This window comes from Mucilaginibacter angelicae (assembly GCF_042434235.1).
Classification (GTDB): domain Bacteria; phylum Bacteroidota; class Bacteroidia; order Sphingobacteriales; family Sphingobacteriaceae; genus Mucilaginibacter; species Mucilaginibacter angelicae.
In genome coordinates this window covers 128,201-146,128 of the sequence record NZ_JBHLTS010000022.1, presented here as the reverse complement: position 1 = coordinate 146,128, position 17,928 = coordinate 128,201, and the positions used below count along the sequence as shown (strand labels likewise).

General features: G+C 41.5%; 20 protein-coding genes. 9 read left to right on the top strand and 11 right to left on the bottom strand.

What is annotated here, in order from left to right; all coding sequences use genetic code 11:
• Window positions 1–54: 54 nt before the first annotated feature.
• Window positions 55–1,005, bottom strand: a complete 951-nt coding sequence (locus ACFFGT_RS12935) for a Smr/MutS family protein (RefSeq protein WP_377022957.1) — start codon at window positions 1,003–1,005, stop codon at window positions 55–57.
• A gap of 156 nt (window positions 1,006–1,161) precedes the next feature.
• Between ACFFGT_RS12935 and ACFFGT_RS12930 the strand changes: the two genes are divergently transcribed.
• Complete coding sequence (locus ACFFGT_RS12930) at window positions 1,162–1,668, top strand: DUF892 family protein (protein WP_377022956.1); 507 nt, start codon at window positions 1,162–1,164, stop codon at window positions 1,666–1,668.
• A 276-nt stretch (window positions 1,669–1,944) separates the two neighbouring features.
• Window positions 1,945–3,810, top strand: coding sequence for a M1 family metallopeptidase (locus ACFFGT_RS12925; RefSeq protein ID WP_377022955.1), 1,866 nt, complete (start codon window positions 1,945–1,947; stop codon window positions 3,808–3,810).
• Between the two features lie 71 nt (window positions 3,811–3,881).
• Here ACFFGT_RS12925 and ACFFGT_RS12920 read toward each other — a convergent pair whose 3' ends face one another.
• Both ACFFGT_RS12920 and ACFFGT_RS12915 read right to left on the bottom strand, forming a co-directional pair.
• A complete protein-coding gene (locus ACFFGT_RS12920; RefSeq protein ID WP_377022954.1) occupies window positions 3,882–4,268 on the bottom strand; it encodes a YtxH domain-containing protein in 387 nt (128 codons plus the stop codon).
• 187 nt (window positions 4,269–4,455) lie between these two features.
• The gene (locus ACFFGT_RS12915; protein ID WP_090533335.1) at window positions 4,456–4,650 is read right to left on the bottom strand and encodes a cold-shock protein; all 195 of its coding nucleotides are present in this window, start codon (window positions 4,648–4,650) and stop codon (window positions 4,456–4,458) included.
• A 577-nt stretch (window positions 4,651–5,227) separates the two neighbouring features.
• Between ACFFGT_RS12915 and ACFFGT_RS12910 the strand changes: the two genes are divergently transcribed.
• On the top strand, window positions 5,228–5,881 hold the full coding sequence (locus ACFFGT_RS12910) for an HAD family hydrolase (protein ID WP_377022953.1): 654 nt from the start codon (window positions 5,228–5,230) through the stop codon (window positions 5,879–5,881).
• Window positions 5,882–5,966: 85 nt separating this feature from the next.
• Window positions 5,967–6,728 (top strand): hypothetical protein, encoded by a 762-nt coding sequence (locus ACFFGT_RS12905; RefSeq protein WP_377022952.1) that lies wholly within the window; start codon window positions 5,967–5,969, stop codon window positions 6,726–6,728.
• 190 nt (window positions 6,729–6,918) lie between these two features.
• On the opposite strand, the gene lysA is transcribed toward ACFFGT_RS12905, so the two are convergent.
• Window positions 6,919–8,088, bottom strand: a complete 1,170-nt coding sequence (lysA, locus tag ACFFGT_RS12900) for a diaminopimelate decarboxylase (protein ID WP_377022951.1) — start codon at window positions 8,086–8,088, stop codon at window positions 6,919–6,921.
• A gap of 104 nt (window positions 8,089–8,192) precedes the next feature.
• Window positions 8,193–9,503 (bottom strand): aspartate kinase, encoded by a 1,311-nt coding sequence (locus ACFFGT_RS12895; protein ID WP_377022950.1) that lies wholly within the window; start codon window positions 9,501–9,503, stop codon window positions 8,193–8,195.
• 469 nt (window positions 9,504–9,972) lie between these two features.
• On the opposite strand from ACFFGT_RS12895, the gene ACFFGT_RS12890 reads away from it, so the two are divergent.
• From ACFFGT_RS12890 to ACFFGT_RS12880, 3 genes are read left to right on the top strand one after another with little or no spacing between them, the layout of a single operon-like run.
• Window positions 9,973–10,524 carry an RNA polymerase sigma factor gene (locus ACFFGT_RS12890; RefSeq protein ID WP_377022949.1) on the top strand — a complete coding sequence of 184 codons (552 nt, stop codon included), beginning with the start codon at window positions 9,973–9,975 and terminating at the stop codon, window positions 10,522–10,524.
• Window positions 10,505–10,777 carry a hypothetical protein gene (locus tag ACFFGT_RS12885; protein ID WP_377022948.1) on the top strand — a complete coding sequence of 91 codons (273 nt, stop codon included), beginning with the start codon at window positions 10,505–10,507 and terminating at the stop codon, window positions 10,775–10,777. The genes ACFFGT_RS12890 and ACFFGT_RS12885 overlap by 20 nt, the downstream gene beginning before the upstream one ends.
• A gap of 12 nt (window positions 10,778–10,789) precedes the next feature.
• On the top strand, window positions 10,790–11,485 hold the full coding sequence (locus ACFFGT_RS12880) for a ClpP family protease (RefSeq protein WP_377022947.1): 696 nt from the start codon (window positions 10,790–10,792) through the stop codon (window positions 11,483–11,485).
• A gap of 115 nt (window positions 11,486–11,600) precedes the next feature.
• On the opposite strand, the gene ACFFGT_RS12875 is transcribed toward ACFFGT_RS12880, so the two are convergent.
• From ACFFGT_RS12875 to ACFFGT_RS12855, 5 genes are all read right to left on the bottom strand, one after another.
• Window positions 11,601–12,473, bottom strand: coding sequence for a creatininase family protein (locus ACFFGT_RS12875; protein WP_377022946.1), 873 nt, complete (start codon window positions 12,471–12,473; stop codon window positions 11,601–11,603).
• 105 nt (window positions 12,474–12,578) lie between these two features.
• On the bottom strand, window positions 12,579–14,444 hold the full coding sequence (locus ACFFGT_RS12870; RefSeq protein ID WP_377022945.1) for a tetratricopeptide repeat-containing sensor histidine kinase: 1,866 nt from the start codon (window positions 14,442–14,444) through the stop codon (window positions 12,579–12,581).
• A 210-nt stretch (window positions 14,445–14,654) separates the two neighbouring features.
• Window positions 14,655–15,356 carry an NUDIX hydrolase gene (locus tag ACFFGT_RS12865; RefSeq protein ID WP_112567744.1) on the bottom strand — a complete coding sequence of 234 codons (702 nt, stop codon included), beginning with the start codon at window positions 15,354–15,356 and terminating at the stop codon, window positions 14,655–14,657.
• Window positions 15,357–15,524: 168 nt separating this feature from the next.
• The gene (locus ACFFGT_RS12860) at window positions 15,525–15,947 is read right to left on the bottom strand and encodes a secondary thiamine-phosphate synthase enzyme YjbQ (protein WP_377022944.1); all 423 of its coding nucleotides are present in this window, start codon (window positions 15,945–15,947) and stop codon (window positions 15,525–15,527) included.
• 96 nt (window positions 15,948–16,043) lie between these two features.
• Window positions 16,044–16,361 (bottom strand): hypothetical protein, encoded by a 318-nt coding sequence (locus ACFFGT_RS12855; protein ID WP_377022943.1) that lies wholly within the window; start codon window positions 16,359–16,361, stop codon window positions 16,044–16,046.
• A 205-nt stretch (window positions 16,362–16,566) separates the two neighbouring features.
• On the opposite strand from ACFFGT_RS12855, the gene ACFFGT_RS12850 reads away from it, so the two are divergent.
• Together ACFFGT_RS12850 and ACFFGT_RS12845 are read left to right on the top strand one after the other, a co-directional pair.
• Window positions 16,567–17,067, top strand: coding sequence for a hypothetical protein (locus ACFFGT_RS12850; protein ID WP_377022942.1), 501 nt, complete (start codon window positions 16,567–16,569; stop codon window positions 17,065–17,067).
• A complete protein-coding gene (locus ACFFGT_RS12845; protein WP_377022941.1) occupies window positions 17,060–17,476 on the top strand; it encodes a VOC family protein in 417 nt (138 codons plus the stop codon). The genes ACFFGT_RS12850 and ACFFGT_RS12845 overlap by 8 nt, the downstream gene beginning before the upstream one ends.
• 2 nt (window positions 17,477–17,478) lie before the next feature.
• Here ACFFGT_RS12845 and ACFFGT_RS12840 read toward each other — a convergent pair whose 3' ends face one another.
• Window positions 17,479–17,877 (bottom strand): hypothetical protein, encoded by a 399-nt coding sequence (locus tag ACFFGT_RS12840; RefSeq protein WP_377022940.1) that lies wholly within the window; start codon window positions 17,875–17,877, stop codon window positions 17,479–17,481.
• Window positions 17,878–17,928: the final 51 nt, after the last annotated feature.

Here is a 17,928-nt window from a genome sequence, read left to right as displayed (position 1 = left end):
AATAAAGCCTTACGAAGTTTCTGAAACTTCGTAAGGCTTTTGAACAGGACATATTTACTTCAACAGTACCTTAGTAGCACCGTAACCAAATTTCTCTTTGCGGGCATCCATAAAGGTTTGTACTTTTTTATGTTTGCCCAATTGTTTATGCAGCTCATTACGTAGTGTGCCGTTACCTGCACCATGTATAAAAGTGATATCGGGCAGTTGGTGAACAATAGCTGCATCCAATGCTTTGTGGAAATGAGCCAGCTGAATCTCCATGATTTCAGCGCTTGTTAAAAACTGATAATCGTCACGTAGTTTTTCAATGTGCAGGTCAACTTCGCTAACCGGTTTTTCAATTACTATTTTTTCTGTAGGGCTTTCAAAAAAACTTTCCTTTAGTTTTTGAGCATCAATAACCAGTTCCGGTTCATCAAGCCTGATGAGCCAGCCTGGCTGGTTAAGCAAGGGGATGTTCTTTTTAGTGGTCGAAAAATCTTTGGCTTTAAATTTTTCGTGTACAGCCAAAGGTGCCGGTGGTTCGATATTTTGCTTGGTATTGAATAAAACGCTGAAAATAAACTTAGGCCAAACCTGCAGATCAGCCAGCTGTGCCGCGTAAATGTTTTCGGTTGATTTGGGCGCTAATATCCCTGCAAATTCACCTTTAAATACCTGTTGCTTATCAGTTGTTAAAGTAACCAGTAATTGAAACGATGTTTCATTGATTATATGAAAATGCACAACGGAGCTTGCCCGGGCATCGGTAACTACACCTATGTAAACGCCGTTTTTTACAAACTCACCGGGTGTTACAGGCTTTTCATCAGTAGTATTGGTATTTTTTGTTGTTCCTGCGGGCTGGTAACCATGTACGTAAGTTACTTTGCTGGCCAGCACAGGGATTTCAAAATCATCATCGCCGGTAACGCCTATCATTTGCTCGTCGATGATGCGGGTAACAAAACCTTCCATTTTTTCATCAACAAAACGAACAAAATCGCCTAATTTATATTTCATAGCATATATGTTATTACTGTGCAAAGTTAATTTATCCGGGCACATCCGCCCCGGTAATAAAACTTACTTATTTTTAAGGTAAGTTTGATAGGTAATTATATGATTAACAGCTTTTAAGAAACATCAATTTTAACCCGATACTTTTAATTTCATGCCATGAACAACAATACCCCTAAAACATTGGATAACGATTTATTAAAACACGTATTTGTCCACAACCTAAACCGCATTTATTTTGGCAAGTGCTACCTTGATAAGCACCTTGAGCATTTGAAAGGCCTTGCTTCATTTACAGCACTGCAGCAGGCTATACAGGAATTTTGGGACGATATCAAAAAGCAGATAGGCCGGATGAAAAAAATCTATGCCCTGATCAATGAAATCCCCTCAGATAAAAACTGTAACCCTATAAAGTCCATTGTTAAGGATGAGTTTTGCCTTGATGAAGCACAAACTATCCCCGTATTGCTGGATATGGATATTATGATGTATCTGCAACTGCTTGAGCATATTAATATAACATCATGTCATATGCTTATAATGGTAGCTAAGCAGCTTAATTATAGCGAGGCTCAACAATTGCTTACCGAATGTAAAGACGAATCGATTGATAATGATGAGCTTTTTACGCTCATTACCAAAGAATATATTGTTGCCGGGTAGGTATTTATACAAAGAAAGCCATCCGCATAGCGCAGATGGCTTAAATGTTAGTTATTTAATACCCCTATTAAAATAACTGGTAACAAAGTAAAAAAAAATATATCCGATGGCGCAAAATATTTATTCATAAATAAACTTTGTGACAGCTTTGTTACAAAGGCGCACTGATACAACGATTTATCAGAATACTTTTATCCTTAAATTTTCTGATTAATGCTTCCCGCATATCGTTATTTAGTCCAATTGATTTAAATTGGCAACTGAAATTTAAGACGTATGATCAGACCCATTATTTTAACTGCCTTATCCTGCATTGTTTTTGCACAGGTTAAGGCTCAATCCCTGTATATGCCCCGCGATATACAAAAAGCATTTAAAAACGAAACTCGCTCGGCCGATGGCCGCCCCGGCAAAAAGTACTGGCAAAATTACGGCCGCTATAATATCAGTATTACCGCTGTACCTCAAAATCGTAGCGTAAAAGGTACAGAACAAATTACTTATATTAATAACAGCCCGGATACCTTAAAAAGGCTTAACATGAAGCTTATCCTCAATATTCACAAACCGGGAGCTGCCCGTTTTGGCGATGCCGGGGCCGATTACCTTACACCGGGTATTCAGTTTGATAACTTTTCAATTAATGGCGATGCAAAAAAAGTTCCTTCAGCATCAACAAATCAGTATGTGAGCCTGAGCAAACCCCTGATGCCGCATGATTCTGTTAAGCTTGATATCGGCTGGCATTTTGAAATCTCCAAACAAAGCGGCCGCGAAGGCATGATTGACTCAACTACCTGTTACCTGGCTTATTTTTATCCGCGGGTATCGGTATATGACGATTACAACGGCTGGGACAGGTTACCTTTTTTAGATGCCCAGGAATTTTATAACGACTTTAACGATTATACCCTGCATGTAACTGCGCCTAAAAACTATGTGGTTTGGGCTACAGGCACCCTGCAAAACGCAAACGAAGTATTACAGCCCGAATACGCAAAACGTCTGCAGGCTTCGTTTACCAGCGATTCAACCATCAACATTGCATCGGCAGCCGAACTTGCTGCTCATAAGGTAACGGCCCAAAAGGAGATGAACACCTGGACCTGGACCGCCAACGATATCAGCGATATGGCTGTAGGTATTAGTGATCATTATGTATGGGATGCAGCCAGTGTTGTGGTTGATGATGCCACAAACCGCCGTGCAAGTATGCAGGCAGCTTTTTTAGATACTTCAGTAGATTTTCATCACGCTGTACAAAATGGTCGTAATTCATTAGGCTGGCTGTCACATAACTGGCCGGGCGTACCTTATCCGTTCCCTAAAATGACTTCGTTCCAGGGTTTTGCCGATATGGAGTACCCTATGATGGTTAACGACAGCCATACCAACGATGTCCGCTTTTCACAATTTGTACAGGATCATGAAATAGCACATACCTATTTCCCTTTTTACATGGGCATAAACGAAAGCCGCTACGCATTTATGGACGAAGGCTGGGCTACTACCTTTGAATTGCTGATAGGCAGCTCAGAAGTTGGTAAAGAGAAAGCAGAATCATTATATAAAGACTTCCGTGTTGACAGGTGGATCCACGATGCCTCAACAGCCGAAGATCAGCCTGTTATAACACCGTCAAGTGAGTTGAGAGGCGGTTACGGTAATAACTCATACGGTAAACCATCATTAAGCTACTTTGCCCTGAAAGATATGCTTGGCGATGAGCTGTTCAAAAAAGCCTTGCACGGTTATATGGACCGCTGGCATGGTAAACACCCAATTCCCTGGGATTACTTTAACTCCATGAGCAATATCACCGGTAAAAACCTCGATTGGTTTTTCAATAACTGGTTTTTCACCAATTACTACATTGACCTGTCGTTAAAAAGCGTAACCAAAGCAGCAGGCGGTTATACTGCAGCTATTAAAAACGTAGGCGGTTTTGTGGTTCCGTTTGATGTAAAGGTTACTTATGCAGATGGTTCGGCCGAAAGCATTCACCAAACCCCGGCAGTTTGGGAAAAAAATCAAAAGCAAATTGCAGTAGATATCAAAACCACTAAAACCATTAAATCGGTTACTTTAAATGGCGGTATATTTATGGATGCCGATGAAAGCAACAATACCTGGAATAAATAATAAAAAAATGCCTATAAATATAAAACCCGGCCAATTAGCCGGGTTTTATTATTTTATGATAGTACTAAATATTATGCGTTTTGTACAGAATTGTTCCAATCATCGGCAGTTGATTTTACTTTAGATTTTGCATCATCAGCAGCATCGCCGGCTTTGCCTGCAATATCTTCAACTTTTGATTTTACGGCATCAACAGCTTTGTCTTTAGCATCCCAAAGGTCGCTAACTGTTCCGCTAAACTTGGTTTTAGCCTTGTCAATTACATTATTGCTGTAATCTTTGATCTCTCCGGCTGTGTTTTGAGCCTTGTTTTTGGCTGTATCAACCAGGTCGTTTATATAGTCAGCAATATCGCCTCTTAATTCAGTGCCTTTTTCAGGAGCTAACAATAAACCCAAAGCCGCGCCCGCTGCCGCACCTACCAACAGTGCTGCTATAATTTTTGCTTGATCTTTCATGTTCTTTCTTTGTTTTATGTGTAGTCGATTTATGATGTTATAGGTTAAACAACAACAATGCCAGTTTTTATTTGAAAGTAACATTCAAATATTAAGTTGAGGTACCAGGCAGGTTAACAAAAAAATAAGCAACAAAAAAGGCACTCAAAAAATTGAGTGCCTGGTAGGCTTAATGATTATATTATAATTATATAACTTTTACATTTACCGCGTTAAGACCTTTACGGCCGTTTTCAACTTCGTATTCAACGGTGTCGTTTTCACGAACTTCGTCAATTAGGCCTGTTGAATGAACAAAGATATCCGGACCGCCATTGCTTGGCACTATAAATCCGAAACCTTTTGTTTCATTGAAAAATTTTACTGTTCCTTGATTTTGCATTATTTTATTTATTAATGCTGCCAAGGTAGCTATAATTTACCGTATTAAAGCAATACCCCAAGCGTAATTTAGACAGAAACTAAACAGTCAGCATCGTACTTATCCTGTTAAAAGTTTGCTGTTCAGGTCACTATTGCCAGGTGGCGTCCCTGTATTGTATCCTCCAAATCTTTTACTGTTCCTCTTATCTTTTCGTCCGGTTCGTTAACGGTATACGCTATCACATGTTATTACAGGCTTAATTATTGCTTAAAATGAATGCTCTTTATAATTAAAAAAATCGAATTACGCAATTTTTAACCAGGCGGTAAATGAAAAATTAGGTACATAAAAAAGCCCCTCGGCTTTTGAGGCCAATGGGCTCGCTAAAAAAAATAATTACAACAAAACAACCTCAAACCACCCATTTTATTTTTTTAGCCACATCCTGTAGTGTCACTTATTCTGTACCAAAAATTATCTGTCAATGTGTTTAAAGAATATACGGTGCCATTGGAGTTTTAGTTTTTAAAAAGGTTAAGTTTGCATCAGCAACCGCGATTGGTTTGTATCCCCTTATAAAAATAGAATAGCACGAATGAAGGCCTTTATATTTGACCTTAACGGCACCATGATCAATGATATGCCGTTCCACACCAAAGCATGGCAATATCTTTTAAATACCGACCTTGGCGCCAACTTTACCTGGGATGAAGTAAAGCCACAGATGTATGGCAAAAACCAGGAAGTACTGGTACGTATGTTTGGCCCCGACCGCTTCACAGCCGAAGAAATGGATAAGTTGGCTTATCTTAAAGAACAGCGTTACCAGGACGAGTTTTTACCTCATTTGGCACTTCTCCCCGGCCTGCACGAGTTTTTGGAAAAGGCCTATCAAAACGGCATCCCTATGGCTATTGGTTCGGCGGCTATTCCGTTTAATATCGATTTTGTGTTGGACAACCTTAATATCAGGCATTATTTTAAAGCCATTGTAAGTGCCGATGATGTAGTGTTGAGCAAACCTCACCCCGAAACGTTTTTGAAGGCTGCCGGATTACTGAATGCCTCAACAGCAGATTGTATTGTGTTTGAAGATGTACCCAAAGGTGCCGAAGCCGCTGCCAATGCAGGCATGAAAGCCGTTGTACTTACTACGACACATCAGCAGGACGAATTTGAGGCGCTGCAAAATGTAATTCACTTTGCCGATGACTTTACCGATAGCTTTATCAGCGATTTGGTACAATAAATCAGTAGGGCTTGTTATATTATTGTTTGTTTTAACGTATTATTGTTCAGTATCCTGATTATAAACCTGATCTGAACCTTTTACGATGAAACTTAAATTTATCCTTTGTCTGTTTGGCGTAGCTGCGCTGATCAGTTCCTGCAGTGATCATTTGTATGCCCCTGCGCTGCACCATAGTGATATAGCGTATATGCCCAAACCGGTATCGGCAGATACCGGTAAGTCGGCAACTTATATTTCGGCAGGCGTTACGTTTGATACCAATATCAATCCCCTGGATCAGGTTACCAGCGGGCAGCTTAACCTAAGCCATGCTAACACTTTTGATCATTTTAACCTGGCCTACGGGGCTTTTGGCGTTTTGGGAAGTTATACCAACGGCGAACTGCAACCAAACGATCCATATTACTTTAAAAATAAGTTTTTTGGTGCTGGCGGTGCACGGTTATCCGGAGATTATTTTATAAAAGGCAGGCATTTCGACTTCCGTATTATCGGTTTTGAAGCAGTTTACAGTCACGAATTTGGCGACTATGCAAATTTCAGAAAAGCGGTAACCAATCAGCCTAATTTCTTTACCGATACCCGCACCGATCTGTTTACGCTGGGTGGTACTACAGAACTGATCTTTCATACCAACCATACGCAAAATAAGTTTGGCTTTCGTGTATTTGCCGGTGGCACTTTTGGGCAAGACAATGTTTACAAAAACAAAAACGCCAACTATACATACCAAACAATAAACCAGGGAATAGTTACCGTAGCCTACTTTATGCAGATAAAGCATTATGTGGCCATTTTTGAAGGCGGTAATTATTTTCAGTTCAGGCTGGGGTACCAGTTTTAGTTGTTTTTTGGGAAGTTGTTAAGAAGATGTTTTAATGATTTAATAAATATTATAATAAGAAACGTCATTGCAAGGTACGAAGCAATCCCCGATAAGCAGGTTCGCCCTGTATAGTTTGGGGATTGCTTCGTACCTCGCAATGACGTCTTTTTTATTTTTAAAAAAACTTATAATAAGCGCTTTAAGTTACTTATTCCGAGTAAACAGAGCCAACCCTGTCGCGCAGGTTATAACCTGAAGCCATTACCTCGCCGTAGGCACCCGCTGTACGCACAGCTATCAGATCGCCGCGGAATGATTCAGGAAGGCTTACGTCTTTCTGAAAGCAATCTGTGCTTTCGCAGATCGGCCCAACCACATCATACTTCAAACTTTCGGACTTTCCGACTTCCGGACTTCCGGACTTTCTACTCAAATTCTCTATCAGGTGATAGGCCTGGTAAAGCATCGGGCGGATGAGTTCGGTCATGCCGGCATCAAGGATCAGGAAGTTCTTTTTCTGTCCGTTTTTAACATACAGCACCCTTGATATTAATGAGGCACTTTGCGCAACCAGTGCACGGCCAAGCTCAAAGTGAACTTCTTGCCCCGGTTTAACATTCAGGAAGTTTTTAAACACCTGGAAGTAAGCTTCAAAATCGGCTACGTTGTTATCGGGGTTATAATAATCAACTCCAAGCCCACCGCCGGTATTTAGTACTTTGATGGGGAAGCCACGGTCTTCAAACCAGTCCTGCATTTCATTAATACGGGTACACAGGTTTTTGTAAACTTCAAGGTCGGTAATTTGTGAACCGATGTGGAAGTGGATGCCTAAAAACTGCAGGTTATCGCATTTGCGTAAGGCAGCAGCAACATCGGGCAGTTGCCAGGTATTGATCCCGAATTTATTTTCATCCAACCCGGTGGTGATGAAATGATGGGTATGGGCATCCACATTTGGATTAATGCGGATAGCAACAGCAGCTTTTTTGTTTTTTGCTTTGGCAAGACCGTCGATAATAAAAAGCTCCTGTACCGATTCCACATTGAAGCAAAAAATATCGGCATCAAGGGCCAGGTTTATTTCGCGGTCGGACTTACCTACACCGGCAAATACCACTTTGCCTTTATCAAAGCCATGTTCAATAGCTGCTTTAACCTCGTTACCACTCACACAGTCGGCACCAAAGCCATAGGTTTGTATAGTATCAATAACCTTTGGGTTAAAGTTGGCCTTCATGGCGTAGTGCACATGGAAGCCATGCTTTGCAGAAGCATCGCGGCAGGCGCTTAAGGTGTTTTTCAATACCTCAAGATCGTAGTAATAAAAAGGGGTTTCTAAGCCGTTAAATTTATCTATAGTATTGGCGTTGAACATAGTGTTAATCTTTCAAGTCATTAGGGCTAAATAACCCTTAATGACGTTTTAAACTTTAAATCTTAAATAAAATAATTCCGAAATCGAAAATCCGACATCCGGAATTAAAACAGCCTGTTATGTAAACTCCTTAAAGTCTCCACCTTATCCTCGGTTTTTACCAGTAAGGACAGGTTATGATCGCTGCCGCCATATGAGATCATCCTGAGCGGGATATGTTTAACAGCTTCCAGTACACGGGCAGCATAACCATGCTTTTCAGCACCAAAATCGCCTACCACGCAAATGATGGTTTGGTTTACGTCAATCTCAACCGAGCCGTATGTATTCAGTTCTTTGGTGATATCGCCAAGATAAGTTGTATCGTCGATAGTTACCGAAACGCCCACTTCTGATGTAGTGATCATATCGATAGATGTTTTATAACGCTCAAACACTTCAAATACCTTGCGTAAAAAGCCATGCGCCAAAAGCATCCTGCTCGATTGGATCTTGATAGCGGTAATGGCATCTTTAGCAGCAATAGATTTGATCTTATCCTTTTCGCTGGTATTGGTGATCAGGGTACCCTGTGCCTTGGGATCCATGGTGTTCAGTAAACGGACCGGGATCTTGTACTTTTGGGCAGGGAATACGCTTTGCGGGTGCAGGATCTTGGCGCCAAAATAGGCAAGTTCAGCAGCCTCATCAAAGGAGAGCTGGGCAATAGGCTGTGTGCCTTTCACAATCCGCGGATCGTTATTGTGCATGCCATCAATGTCTGTCCAGATCTGTACTTCCTCGCTGCGGATGCCGGCTCCAATTAGCGATGCTGTATAATCACTGCCGCCGCGTCGCAGGTTATCTATCTCGCCATAAGCATTGCGGCAAATATAGCCCTGGGTAATGAACAGGTTTACTTCGGGGTGTTTATCAAGCAGCGGAAGCAGGTTTTCGGTAATGTGATCAACAATGGGCTCATTGTCCTCATCAATCTTCATAAAATCTAAAGCAGGCAGCAATACCGATGGTATGCTGATCTCCTTAAGGTAAACATGGTAAAGCGTAGTTGAAAGCAGCTCGCCCTGGGCTACAATGATCTTATCTTCAATATGAGTGAAATGGTCATTGGCCAGGTTTGTGAGTAATGAAAAATGGTAGTCGATAACCTCCTTGCCCTGGGCTAAAAACTCAGGCTTGGCAAATAATTCCTTAATAAAAATTTCGTATTTATCCTTCAGGATAGTAATCAGCTGGCCCGCCTTCTTCTTATCACCGGCGAGATATGCTTGTCCAATTTCTACGAGGCTGTTTGTTGTGCCTGACACTGCCGATAGTACCACCACCTGGCGCTCGGCCGGGTTAATGATGTCAAGCAGTGCTTTCATCCGGGCGGGGCTACCTACTGATGTCCCACCAAATTTTAAAACTTTCATTTTTATGTTGCTGTTAACCGTATATGACCGGTGCTTTTGAATACCAGTTTGCTGATATTCAAGCACCAATATTTGAGGCGCTAAAAATAGGATTTTAAAACGCTTATCTGTAATTTAATTTAAAGAGCTTAGGTCGAGCATCTCAAACGGAGCTCTTGTTTCAAATAATAGAAAATGTCATTTCGATAGAGCGGGGCCGGATTGGGTGGTGGGGCGAAAGAGAAATCTTATACGCGCTGTATTAACGCTTTCATGGCCGCTAAACAAGGTGTATAAGATTTCTCTTTCGCCCCTGGTTCTCATGCCCTCCCATGCTCAGTCGAAATGACAATTGGTTTTATTAGTTATTAATGCCTCAAAATATGTGTATCCTTCTATAGTCTGCAAAAAAAGGATGCTATGTGATTTTTTTCTAAATTCACGGTGATATATCATCCGTTTTGTGCACTTACTATTAAACGCATTGATCATGGCACATGAGATAGTTTTTGATAATCCGGCGATTGAAAGAGAAAAGCTCATTACTGAGCTTTATAAAAGCGCTTTCCCAGCGGTGGCGAAATATGTAAGCAAAATGGGCGGCTCCTTTGATGATGCAAAGGATGTTTTCCAGGATGCGCTTGTTATTTATTACGAAAAGACGGTTAATGGTGAACTATCCCTGAATAGCGGCGAAAAAGCCTACCTGTTGGGTATCGCTAAACACCTTTGGTTTAAAAAGTTCAGGGATGGCAGCAACAACCTGCCGTTTGATAATTGTATTGAAGGCTTTGATATTACTGATGAAGCCGATGAACAGCCATTGACCGGTAAATTGATGCATTACCTGGAGACTGCCGGTAAAAAATGCATGGAGCTACTGAGCGCCTTTTATTACCACAAACTACCTATGAAAGAGGTAGCTGGTTTATTTGGCTACGCAGGTGAGCGTTCGGCTACCGTGCAGAAGTATAAATGCATTGAAAAAGTAAGGGAAACAGTTAAAGAACAATCACTGGCTTATGAGGACTTCATTGAATGAGATAAAAGCAATTGATGACCACGTACTTGGGCAGACTGCACCCGATGAAGCGCTGCTGTTTGAGGCCAGACTGATCATAAATCCCGAACTTAAGTACCAGGTGATGTGGCACAAACAAACCCTTGGCCTGGTGCAGCAATACGGCCGTAATAACCTTAAGGCCGAAATTGAAAGTGTGCATCAAAAACTATTCAGCCAACCTGAGCATGAGGGTTTCAGGCAAAAGATCATGCGTTTGTTCCATAAACGCTAAATACTAAATTTTATGAATATCTATCAAAATGAGTTCCGCAAATATGCGGTAGGGCATCGCCGTGTCCAAAGTTTACATGTCGACAGGTTTATTGCGCAGGTTAACAACAGCAAAATAAACATGGGTATGACACCCTATATCATGGAAGAGCGCCAGATGAATATCTCGCAAATGGATGTTTTTTCGCGGCTGATGATGGACAGGATCATTTTCCTTGGCACCGCGATAGATGAGCAGGTGGCCAATATTATCCAGGCGCAATTGCTGTTCCTGCAATCGGCCGATGCTAAAAAAGATATCCAGATCTATATCAATTCGCCGGGAGGTTCGGTGTATGCCGGGCTGGGGATCTATGATACCATGCAATTCATCTCGCCGGATGTGGCTACTATTTGTACAGGCATGGCTGCTTCCATGGCTTCTACATTGCTTTGTGCAGGGGCCAAAGGCAAAAGGGCCGCATTGCCGCACTCAAGGGTAATGCTGCATCAGCCATCGGGTGGGGCGCAGGGACAGGAGTCAGATATAGAAATTGCTGCCCGGCAGATTGCCAAAATGAAGAAAGAGCTGTATGAAATTGCAGCTAAACACAGCGGACAAAGCTACGAACGGATTAATGAAGTATCCGACCGTGATTACTGGATGATAGCCAAGGAAGCCAAGGCTTTCGGGATGATAGATGAGGTTTTGGGAGGGAAAGAGGACTGATATCAAACCATGTCATTGCGAGGCACGAAGCAATCGCATACTGTACAGGGCGGCTATGCTTATGTACGGTTGCCACGCTGCGCTCGCAATGACATGGTTTTTTGAAGTTTATTTTTTACTTATTCAGCGCATCTACCTTATCAAAAAACTCGTTTTGCAGTTTAATGGTACTGGTATCGGCCTTAATGGCTTTAAGGGCCTGTATAAAGCTGGCTATTTCATGCTCGGCTATGAATTTACCAAATTCGGGTGTGGCTTTAGCGCCCTCACCGGCATAGTGGTTAGGGTAGGCGGCGTACCACCATATGGGTGTATAAACATTGGCAAGGTTTAAGCGGTGCTGGTTATCACCCGATTGTGATGCAGCCCTGTCCATCTTCATTAAATCAGGACGGTAATAAAGCAGGGTGGCAGTTTCGCTTTCACCGGCATGCTGATCTCCTTCAATGGCCGATTTATGCATTTTGCGGTACTGGTCATTATATTCCTTATCGCCGCCGCGCGGATTGTAAAAATATACCGCATAGTTATGACGTTTGTTAAGCAGCGATTGCATGAAGAACTGGATAAACTCCGGGTTGCCGCCATGACCATTCAGGATCACTATTTTATCAAAACCGTTGCGGGCAATTTCATCGCAGGTAGCTTCCAGTAAATCCCAGATCACCTTGCTTGGCAGGGCAAATGTTCCCGGCTGGTGACGGGCTTCATTAATCTGCCCGTAAAAATAATCGGGGAATACAACGGCGTATTCTGATTTAACTGCATGGGCTGCCCACTCACGTACATGGATGAGGTCGGTACCGATAGGAGAGTGGGGGCCGTGTTTTTCCAGGATCCCGATAGGCAGGATACAGGTTTTTGAGGACTTTTCGAGCGCTACAGGAAAATCGGAAGCAACAAGCTCGTCCCAGCGGGCAGGTATTTGCTGGGCAAATGAATAAGCAGAAAGCAGCAGCGCTGCAAACAGTAATAAGTAAGTTTTCATAAATTATAGGTTTAATAACAGGTTATAGCAAACTGTATTTGATCTGAAAATTACGAACTTAAGCTGTTGTTTTTCAATAGGTAATTTAAAAATTACAATAAAAAATTAAGGGATGTTGGGCAACGAGTAACAGAAAGTTGCACCCTTTACCTGGTTATTTTCCACCCAGATACGGCCATTCATTTTTTCAGTAAAATCCTTGCAGATCATGAGGGCTACACCCGCCCCTTTTTCCTTTTCGTTACTGTACTGCATATTGGCTTTAAAATTAAACAGCAGCTGAAGTTTATCGGGCGAGATGCCTTTACCTTCGTCCTGTACACAAACGGTTACATCTTTACCACTTGATGCGCTTATGGTAACAGTTGAATTATCAGGCGAAAACTTGATAGCGTTGTGAATAAAATTGCGGTGGATGAACTGTACCAATTCTTTGTCAGCATGAATAATAATAGCCGGATCAACTGTGTTTAAAAGCTTAAGCCCATGATCTTCGCCCATTAGGTTAAATGGTTGTATCGCCTCATCAATAAGCTCACTTAGAGGCAACGGAACGGCTTTATAATTAAAGCCCGATAGTTGCTGTTTGATCCACTGCAAGATATTCTCAAAAATCTCCAGCGAAATATTTGAAGAATGCTCCATGGTATCTACCAGTTCCATCAATTCTTCGCGGGTGAACGAATCGGCATCTTTGAGTACCGTTGCCAGCGTTTTGAGCGCGCCTATCGGTTGCCGGAAATCATGAGCGAGGATGGATACGAGGCGGTTGTTAAATTCGTGATCTATTTCCAGTTTTTCGTTACGGAGCTGTACCGTGCGGTTAAGCTCTTCAAGTGTTTTACCATGCTTTTTTTTGAGGTTGTAAAGGCGATAGGTAAATATCACCGTAACAGCAGTGATCACAAATAATATACCCAGTACAATAGTAAGCACTTGCCTGTTTTGGCTCCTGATGGTTATCGCCTCAAGCTCCTGGTCCTTAAGTGCATAATCAATGTAATCGAAGCCCGATGTGCTGGCGAATTTTTCCTCATCTTCGTAAAGCTTCAGTAATTTTTCGTTGCAGCGCCGCATTTCACTAAGGTTATTTTGAGCGATATAGATATTATATAATTTTTTTTCGAAGAATTTTTCATAATAATGATAACCGTTTTTTTCGGCAATGGAAAGTCCTTGTTTATAGTATTCAATGGCTTTTGCTGTATCATTATCCAGGTACAGATCGCCAAGGTTAATGATTATATCAAGGCTCAGATAGGAAAGCCCCATAGCTAAACCGTTGTTAGCGGCCTGTTGTAATAATGCTGTACCTTTTTCACGCTTGTTGCTTTGCAGGTATAGCAAGCCCTGGATCTGGTCTGCTTCAACCAGCATACGTTTATCTTTAAATCTGGTTCCTATCGCCCGCGCTTTCTTAAGGTAAATTTCAACCGAATCTTTTGGTATTTGTTCCGGATATAAGAGCATGTAATTACATAACACCAGCGACATAATGGAATCACGCTGCATGGTTTTGCCAGTGTTCATTGCGCGTTTAAAAAAATCTATTGCTTTTTTATCCTCTTTGGTTTCATTAAACACCAGGCCAATGTTCATTAAGCCCTGCACAACGTTTGAGGTGTCGTTTAATTCTTTATACAGGTTATAAGCCTCATTATAATAACGCAGCGAAAGTTGCAGATTGCCTTTCAGATCGTAAACAATACCTATCGCATTTAGGGCATCGGCTTTACCGGCTTTATAGTCAAGCCGCTCGGATATATTTCTGGCTTTTTTAGCATAGTAAAATGCGCTGTCGATGTTTTGCTCATACATCAGCATGCCCAGCCGGTTAAGCGTGTTTACATACCGGATGCTATCGCGAATTAAAGGGAGGTCTTTTTTAAGTTTATTAACCTCCCTGAATTGGCCGAAACATACAGATACAGCCAGCAGCAGTAATACTAAAAGGCTTACATTTTTTTTCATTAATTGGCGTTAGCAAACAGGCTTTTGGTTTAAAATGCAGCCTAAAGCTATTATACGTATGAAAAAACAGTATGGTTGGAAAATGTTAAATAAAATAACACCTGCCTACGGTTACTTTTGTTTGTTGCTCAACAATATCCGGATATTAGACAAGGGAATATGCTTGTAATATTATAAGTAGTTTAAGTGGAACGTTTTACCAAAGGGATACTATAAAGAATCGGGATTAGGAATAAAATTCATAAATGCCTGGAATTTGGCATAGTAGTTTTGCATGTTAAGCTGGTAATAATAAGCGCCGCGTTTGGAACCTGCTTTATCTTTATCGGCCAGTTTAATGAGCAAACCGGTTGCCAGCACCCTTTTACTAAAGTTGCGTTTATCAATAGTGGTGTTAAACACGCTTTCATAAAGGGTTTGTAATTGCGGTATGGTAAACTTGGTAGGTAAAAGCTCAAACAGGATAGGGTGCATGGCCGCTTTGTAGCGAATGCGTTTGCGGGCCTGCTCAACCATTTCCTGCTGGTCAAATATCAGTTTAGGGGCACGTTTAAGCTGGAACCACTCGGCCTGGTAATCATCGCTGATCTGGGCTTCATATTTATGAATATCAACCAGTGCAAAGTATGCTACTGATACGGTACGCTCAATCGGGTCGCGCTGTGGCTGCCCAAAGGTATATAACTGTTCAAGATACACGCCCTCCAGGCCTGTTAATTGCTTCAGAATGCGGTTGGCGCTTTGGTCAAGGCTTTCATCGGGCTGAACAAAGCCGCCCATCAGGCTCCAGTTTCCCTTTTCGGGCTGAAAGCCCCTTTTTATTAATAAGATTTTTAAAACCTCGCCATCAAAGCCAAAAATGATACAATCAACAGCTAATAATAACCTTGTTTGCTTGGAGTACTTGAGCATTTATAACAGTAATAATTTTATGGTAAAAACAAATATAGAATAACATTTGATATAAGCCGATAAATTTGCCGGGTTATACCAGTTAAAAAAGTATTAATTTACAATAGATAGTCAAATGTGTAAATTAATTGTCCTTTTTACAATCATACTCGCTGCTTATTGCTGTTTTTATTCACCCCATGCTGTTATTACCAGCATCCGGTTGCCGCCATAATTACGGTGTTCGCACAAATAAATCCCCTGCCACATGCCTAAGGCAAGCCTGCCGTTGCGGATAGGGATAGTTACCGAGCTGCCAAGCATTGCGGCTTTCAGGTGGGCGGGCATATCATCAGGGCCTTCGTCATCGTGTAAGTAATCAGGATCATTTTCGGGCACTGCTTTGCTGAAATACATTTCAAAATCCTGCCGTACTGTTGGGTCGGCATTTTCATTAATGGTTAACGATGCCGAGGTGTGCTGGATAAACACCTGGCAAATACCGGTTTTTAGTTCCTGGAGTTGGGGCATGGCATTTTTTACTTCGGCTGTGATGAGATGAAAACCCCTTTTGCGCTCCCTGAGCTGAAGCATTTGCTGAAATATTTTCATAAACAGTTTACTTTATAACGATGCTGCAAACATATCTATAAAGATTGTTCTGTTTTTGTTTTGAAGAGTTTGCAATATTAAAATTGTTTGTAGCGTTCAGGCAGCAATTGAGGGACCAAGGCCTGCGCTTTCGACCGTGAACAGGTGGTTGAAGAATGTCTTTATTTTTTCAATAAAGCTTTTCCTCACCGGTTTTTCGATGATTTGAATTTGATCAGAGTCCGGGGGCTTTGGGTTATCTGCATCCTGCATTTCCTCCAAAACAATTTCACGGATCTCGGGGTCACGGTTTACAATCTCATCCAGTTCGCTGAGCTCGTTAAAGGTAGCTGTACCGTTTTTTTGCCGCTTAATAAGTATTTCAAAACGGTCCTGGTTGAAAGTACGCCTTTCCAGTTGCTTGCCGTGTTTCATAACATTTATAGTAATCTTTTTTATGAACTCAAATTAAGTGCCATGTATTTATTGTGTTGATTTTCAATAATTTATATTGGTGTTGATTTTTGCACCTGCATCATTCTGACACATGGATCGTTCGTTTTCGTGCAGGGGACCTATCAGATATAATAGGTTTTAATAAGCAGGATTAGTACTTTTAAATGCAAATATTCCATCAGTTATGAATTGGTTGCCTTATGAAAAATTTTCTATTATCAGCCCGCTTTCTCCCGACGAAGTAATAGCAAAAATGATGGAGCAGGTGAGCCCTGCTTTTACAGGAGATTTCTTCGGGCAATTATATAACAGGTACCCTACTCCCTTTAAAGGGTATGTAAGCATTAATGAGTTTAAAATTGAACCTGTAATTGTAGGCAGGAATTCGTTTATTCCTGTGATAAAGGGGCGTGTGGAATTAACAGAATCAGGAAGCTGCCTTTATATAACTATGGCTATGCACCGGGAAATAGAATATATCATCATAGGCGTGGCAATTTTTTTAACGTTTGCAGGCTTTGGGGGTTGGTTAAATTCGTTAAAATCTAATAAGTTTGATCTTGTATCGCTGAGCCCATTTGCTGTGTTGGTATTCATTTACCTTATGGTGATATATGGCTTCAATTCGGAAAGTAATAGCTGTAAATCTTTTTTACTGGAATTATTAGAAGGAAATTATGAGTAATAACATCATCGTAAAACAGATCCAGGGCCTCGCCCCGCTGCTCCAGGTTTTTGATATGCCTGTTGCTTTAAGGTTTTACCGCGACGTATTAGGTTTTGAAGTAGTACGGGCATCGGGCGAAGGAGATGATGTTGACTGGGTTTTACTGAATCTTAACAGTACAGAGCTGATGCTCAATACCGCATATGAAAAGCCCAACCGCCCTCCCGAACCAGATGAGCAGCGTATTGCTGCCCATACTGATACTTCACTTTATTTCGGCCATCCTGATGTTGATGAATTATACAGTTATTTGTTAAGTAAGGGGATACACCTAAAGGCACCTCAGATTACCGGCTACGGCTGGAAAGCCATTTACCTGCTTGATCCTGACGGCTACCTGCTGTGTTTTCACTGGCCTGTACAATGATATTATAGCTTTTCATACTTGTATTCCGGCCCGTCTACTACAAGAGGGACTGTGCCATAAAAAGTAAGTATTTTACCATCTACCCTGAAAAATAGGATACTGTTGCTTGAGGTGTCATTATCATACATGATTTGCTCATGTGCATCGTCATACCTTCGGGTACGGTAGGTGCCGCTTTTTATCAGGGTATCCTTGTTAAACCGCTGGTAGGTAGTTGATGTAAAGGTAATAATATTCCCATTGCCCGGCTTTACCGAGTTGGGGTCCTTGGGAGGTACGCATTCGCAACCACCCGTGCCGCGATATTCCCATTTACCTATTAATTGATCGTTATTTGGAGTTTTATCTTTTTTACAACTTAACAAAACGGCAAGTACGCCAAACAAAAGCAGCTTTTTCATACAATAAGGTTTATAATGCTTTACGGTACAATAAGGCAAAACGCTACAACA

Bases quoted from the DNA above. Each gene is read 5' to 3' on its own strand.
- ACFFGT_RS12935 (WP_377022957.1), bottom strand. From the start codon at position 1,005: ATGAAATATAAATTAGGCGATTTTGTTCGTTTTGTTGATGAAAAAATG.
- ACFFGT_RS12930 (WP_377022956.1), top strand. From the start codon at position 1,162: ATGAACAACAATACCCCTAAAACATTGGATAACGATTTATTAAAACAC.
- ACFFGT_RS12925 (WP_377022955.1), top strand. From the start codon at position 1,945: ATGATCAGACCCATTATTTTAACTGCCTTATCCTGCATTGTTTTTGCA.
- ACFFGT_RS12920 (WP_377022954.1), bottom strand. From the start codon at position 4,268: ATGAAAGATCAAGCAAAAATTATAGCAGCACTGTTGGTAGGTGCGGCA.
- ACFFGT_RS12915 (WP_090533335.1), bottom strand. From the start codon at position 4,650: ATGCAAAATCAAGGAACAGTAAAATTTTTCAATGAAACAAAAGGTTTC.
- ACFFGT_RS12910 (WP_377022953.1), top strand. From the start codon at position 5,228: ATGAAGGCCTTTATATTTGACCTTAACGGCACCATGATCAATGATATG.
- ACFFGT_RS12905 (WP_377022952.1), top strand. From the start codon at position 5,967: ATGAAACTTAAATTTATCCTTTGTCTGTTTGGCGTAGCTGCGCTGATC.
- lysA (WP_377022951.1), bottom strand. From the start codon at position 8,088: ATGTTCAACGCCAATACTATAGATAAATTTAACGGCTTAGAAACCCCT.
- ACFFGT_RS12895 (WP_377022950.1), bottom strand. From the start codon at position 9,503: ATGAAAGTTTTAAAATTTGGTGGGACATCAGTAGGTAGCCCCGCCCGG.
- ACFFGT_RS12890 (WP_377022949.1), top strand. From the start codon at position 9,973: ATGGCACATGAGATAGTTTTTGATAATCCGGCGATTGAAAGAGAAAAG.
- ACFFGT_RS12885 (WP_377022948.1), top strand. From the start codon at position 10,505: ATGAGGACTTCATTGAATGAGATAAAAGCAATTGATGACCACGTACTT.
- ACFFGT_RS12880 (WP_377022947.1), top strand. From the start codon at position 10,790: ATGAATATCTATCAAAATGAGTTCCGCAAATATGCGGTAGGGCATCGC.
- ACFFGT_RS12875 (WP_377022946.1), bottom strand. From the start codon at position 12,473: ATGAAAACTTACTTATTACTGTTTGCAGCGCTGCTGCTTTCTGCTTAT.
- ACFFGT_RS12870 (WP_377022945.1), bottom strand. From the start codon at position 14,444: ATGAAAAAAAATGTAAGCCTTTTAGTATTACTGCTGCTGGCTGTATCT.
- ACFFGT_RS12865 (WP_112567744.1), bottom strand. From the start codon at position 15,356: ATGCTCAAGTACTCCAAGCAAACAAGGTTATTATTAGCTGTTGATTGT.
- ACFFGT_RS12860 (WP_377022944.1), bottom strand. From the start codon at position 15,947: ATGAAAATATTTCAGCAAATGCTTCAGCTCAGGGAGCGCAAAAGGGGT.
- ACFFGT_RS12855 (WP_377022943.1), bottom strand. From the start codon at position 16,361: ATGAAACACGGCAAGCAACTGGAAAGGCGTACTTTCAACCAGGACCGT.
- ACFFGT_RS12850 (WP_377022942.1), top strand. From the start codon at position 16,567: ATGAATTGGTTGCCTTATGAAAAATTTTCTATTATCAGCCCGCTTTCT.
- ACFFGT_RS12845 (WP_377022941.1), top strand. From the start codon at position 17,060: ATGAGTAATAACATCATCGTAAAACAGATCCAGGGCCTCGCCCCGCTG.
- ACFFGT_RS12840 (WP_377022940.1), bottom strand. From the start codon at position 17,877: ATGAAAAAGCTGCTTTTGTTTGGCGTACTTGCCGTTTTGTTAAGTTGT.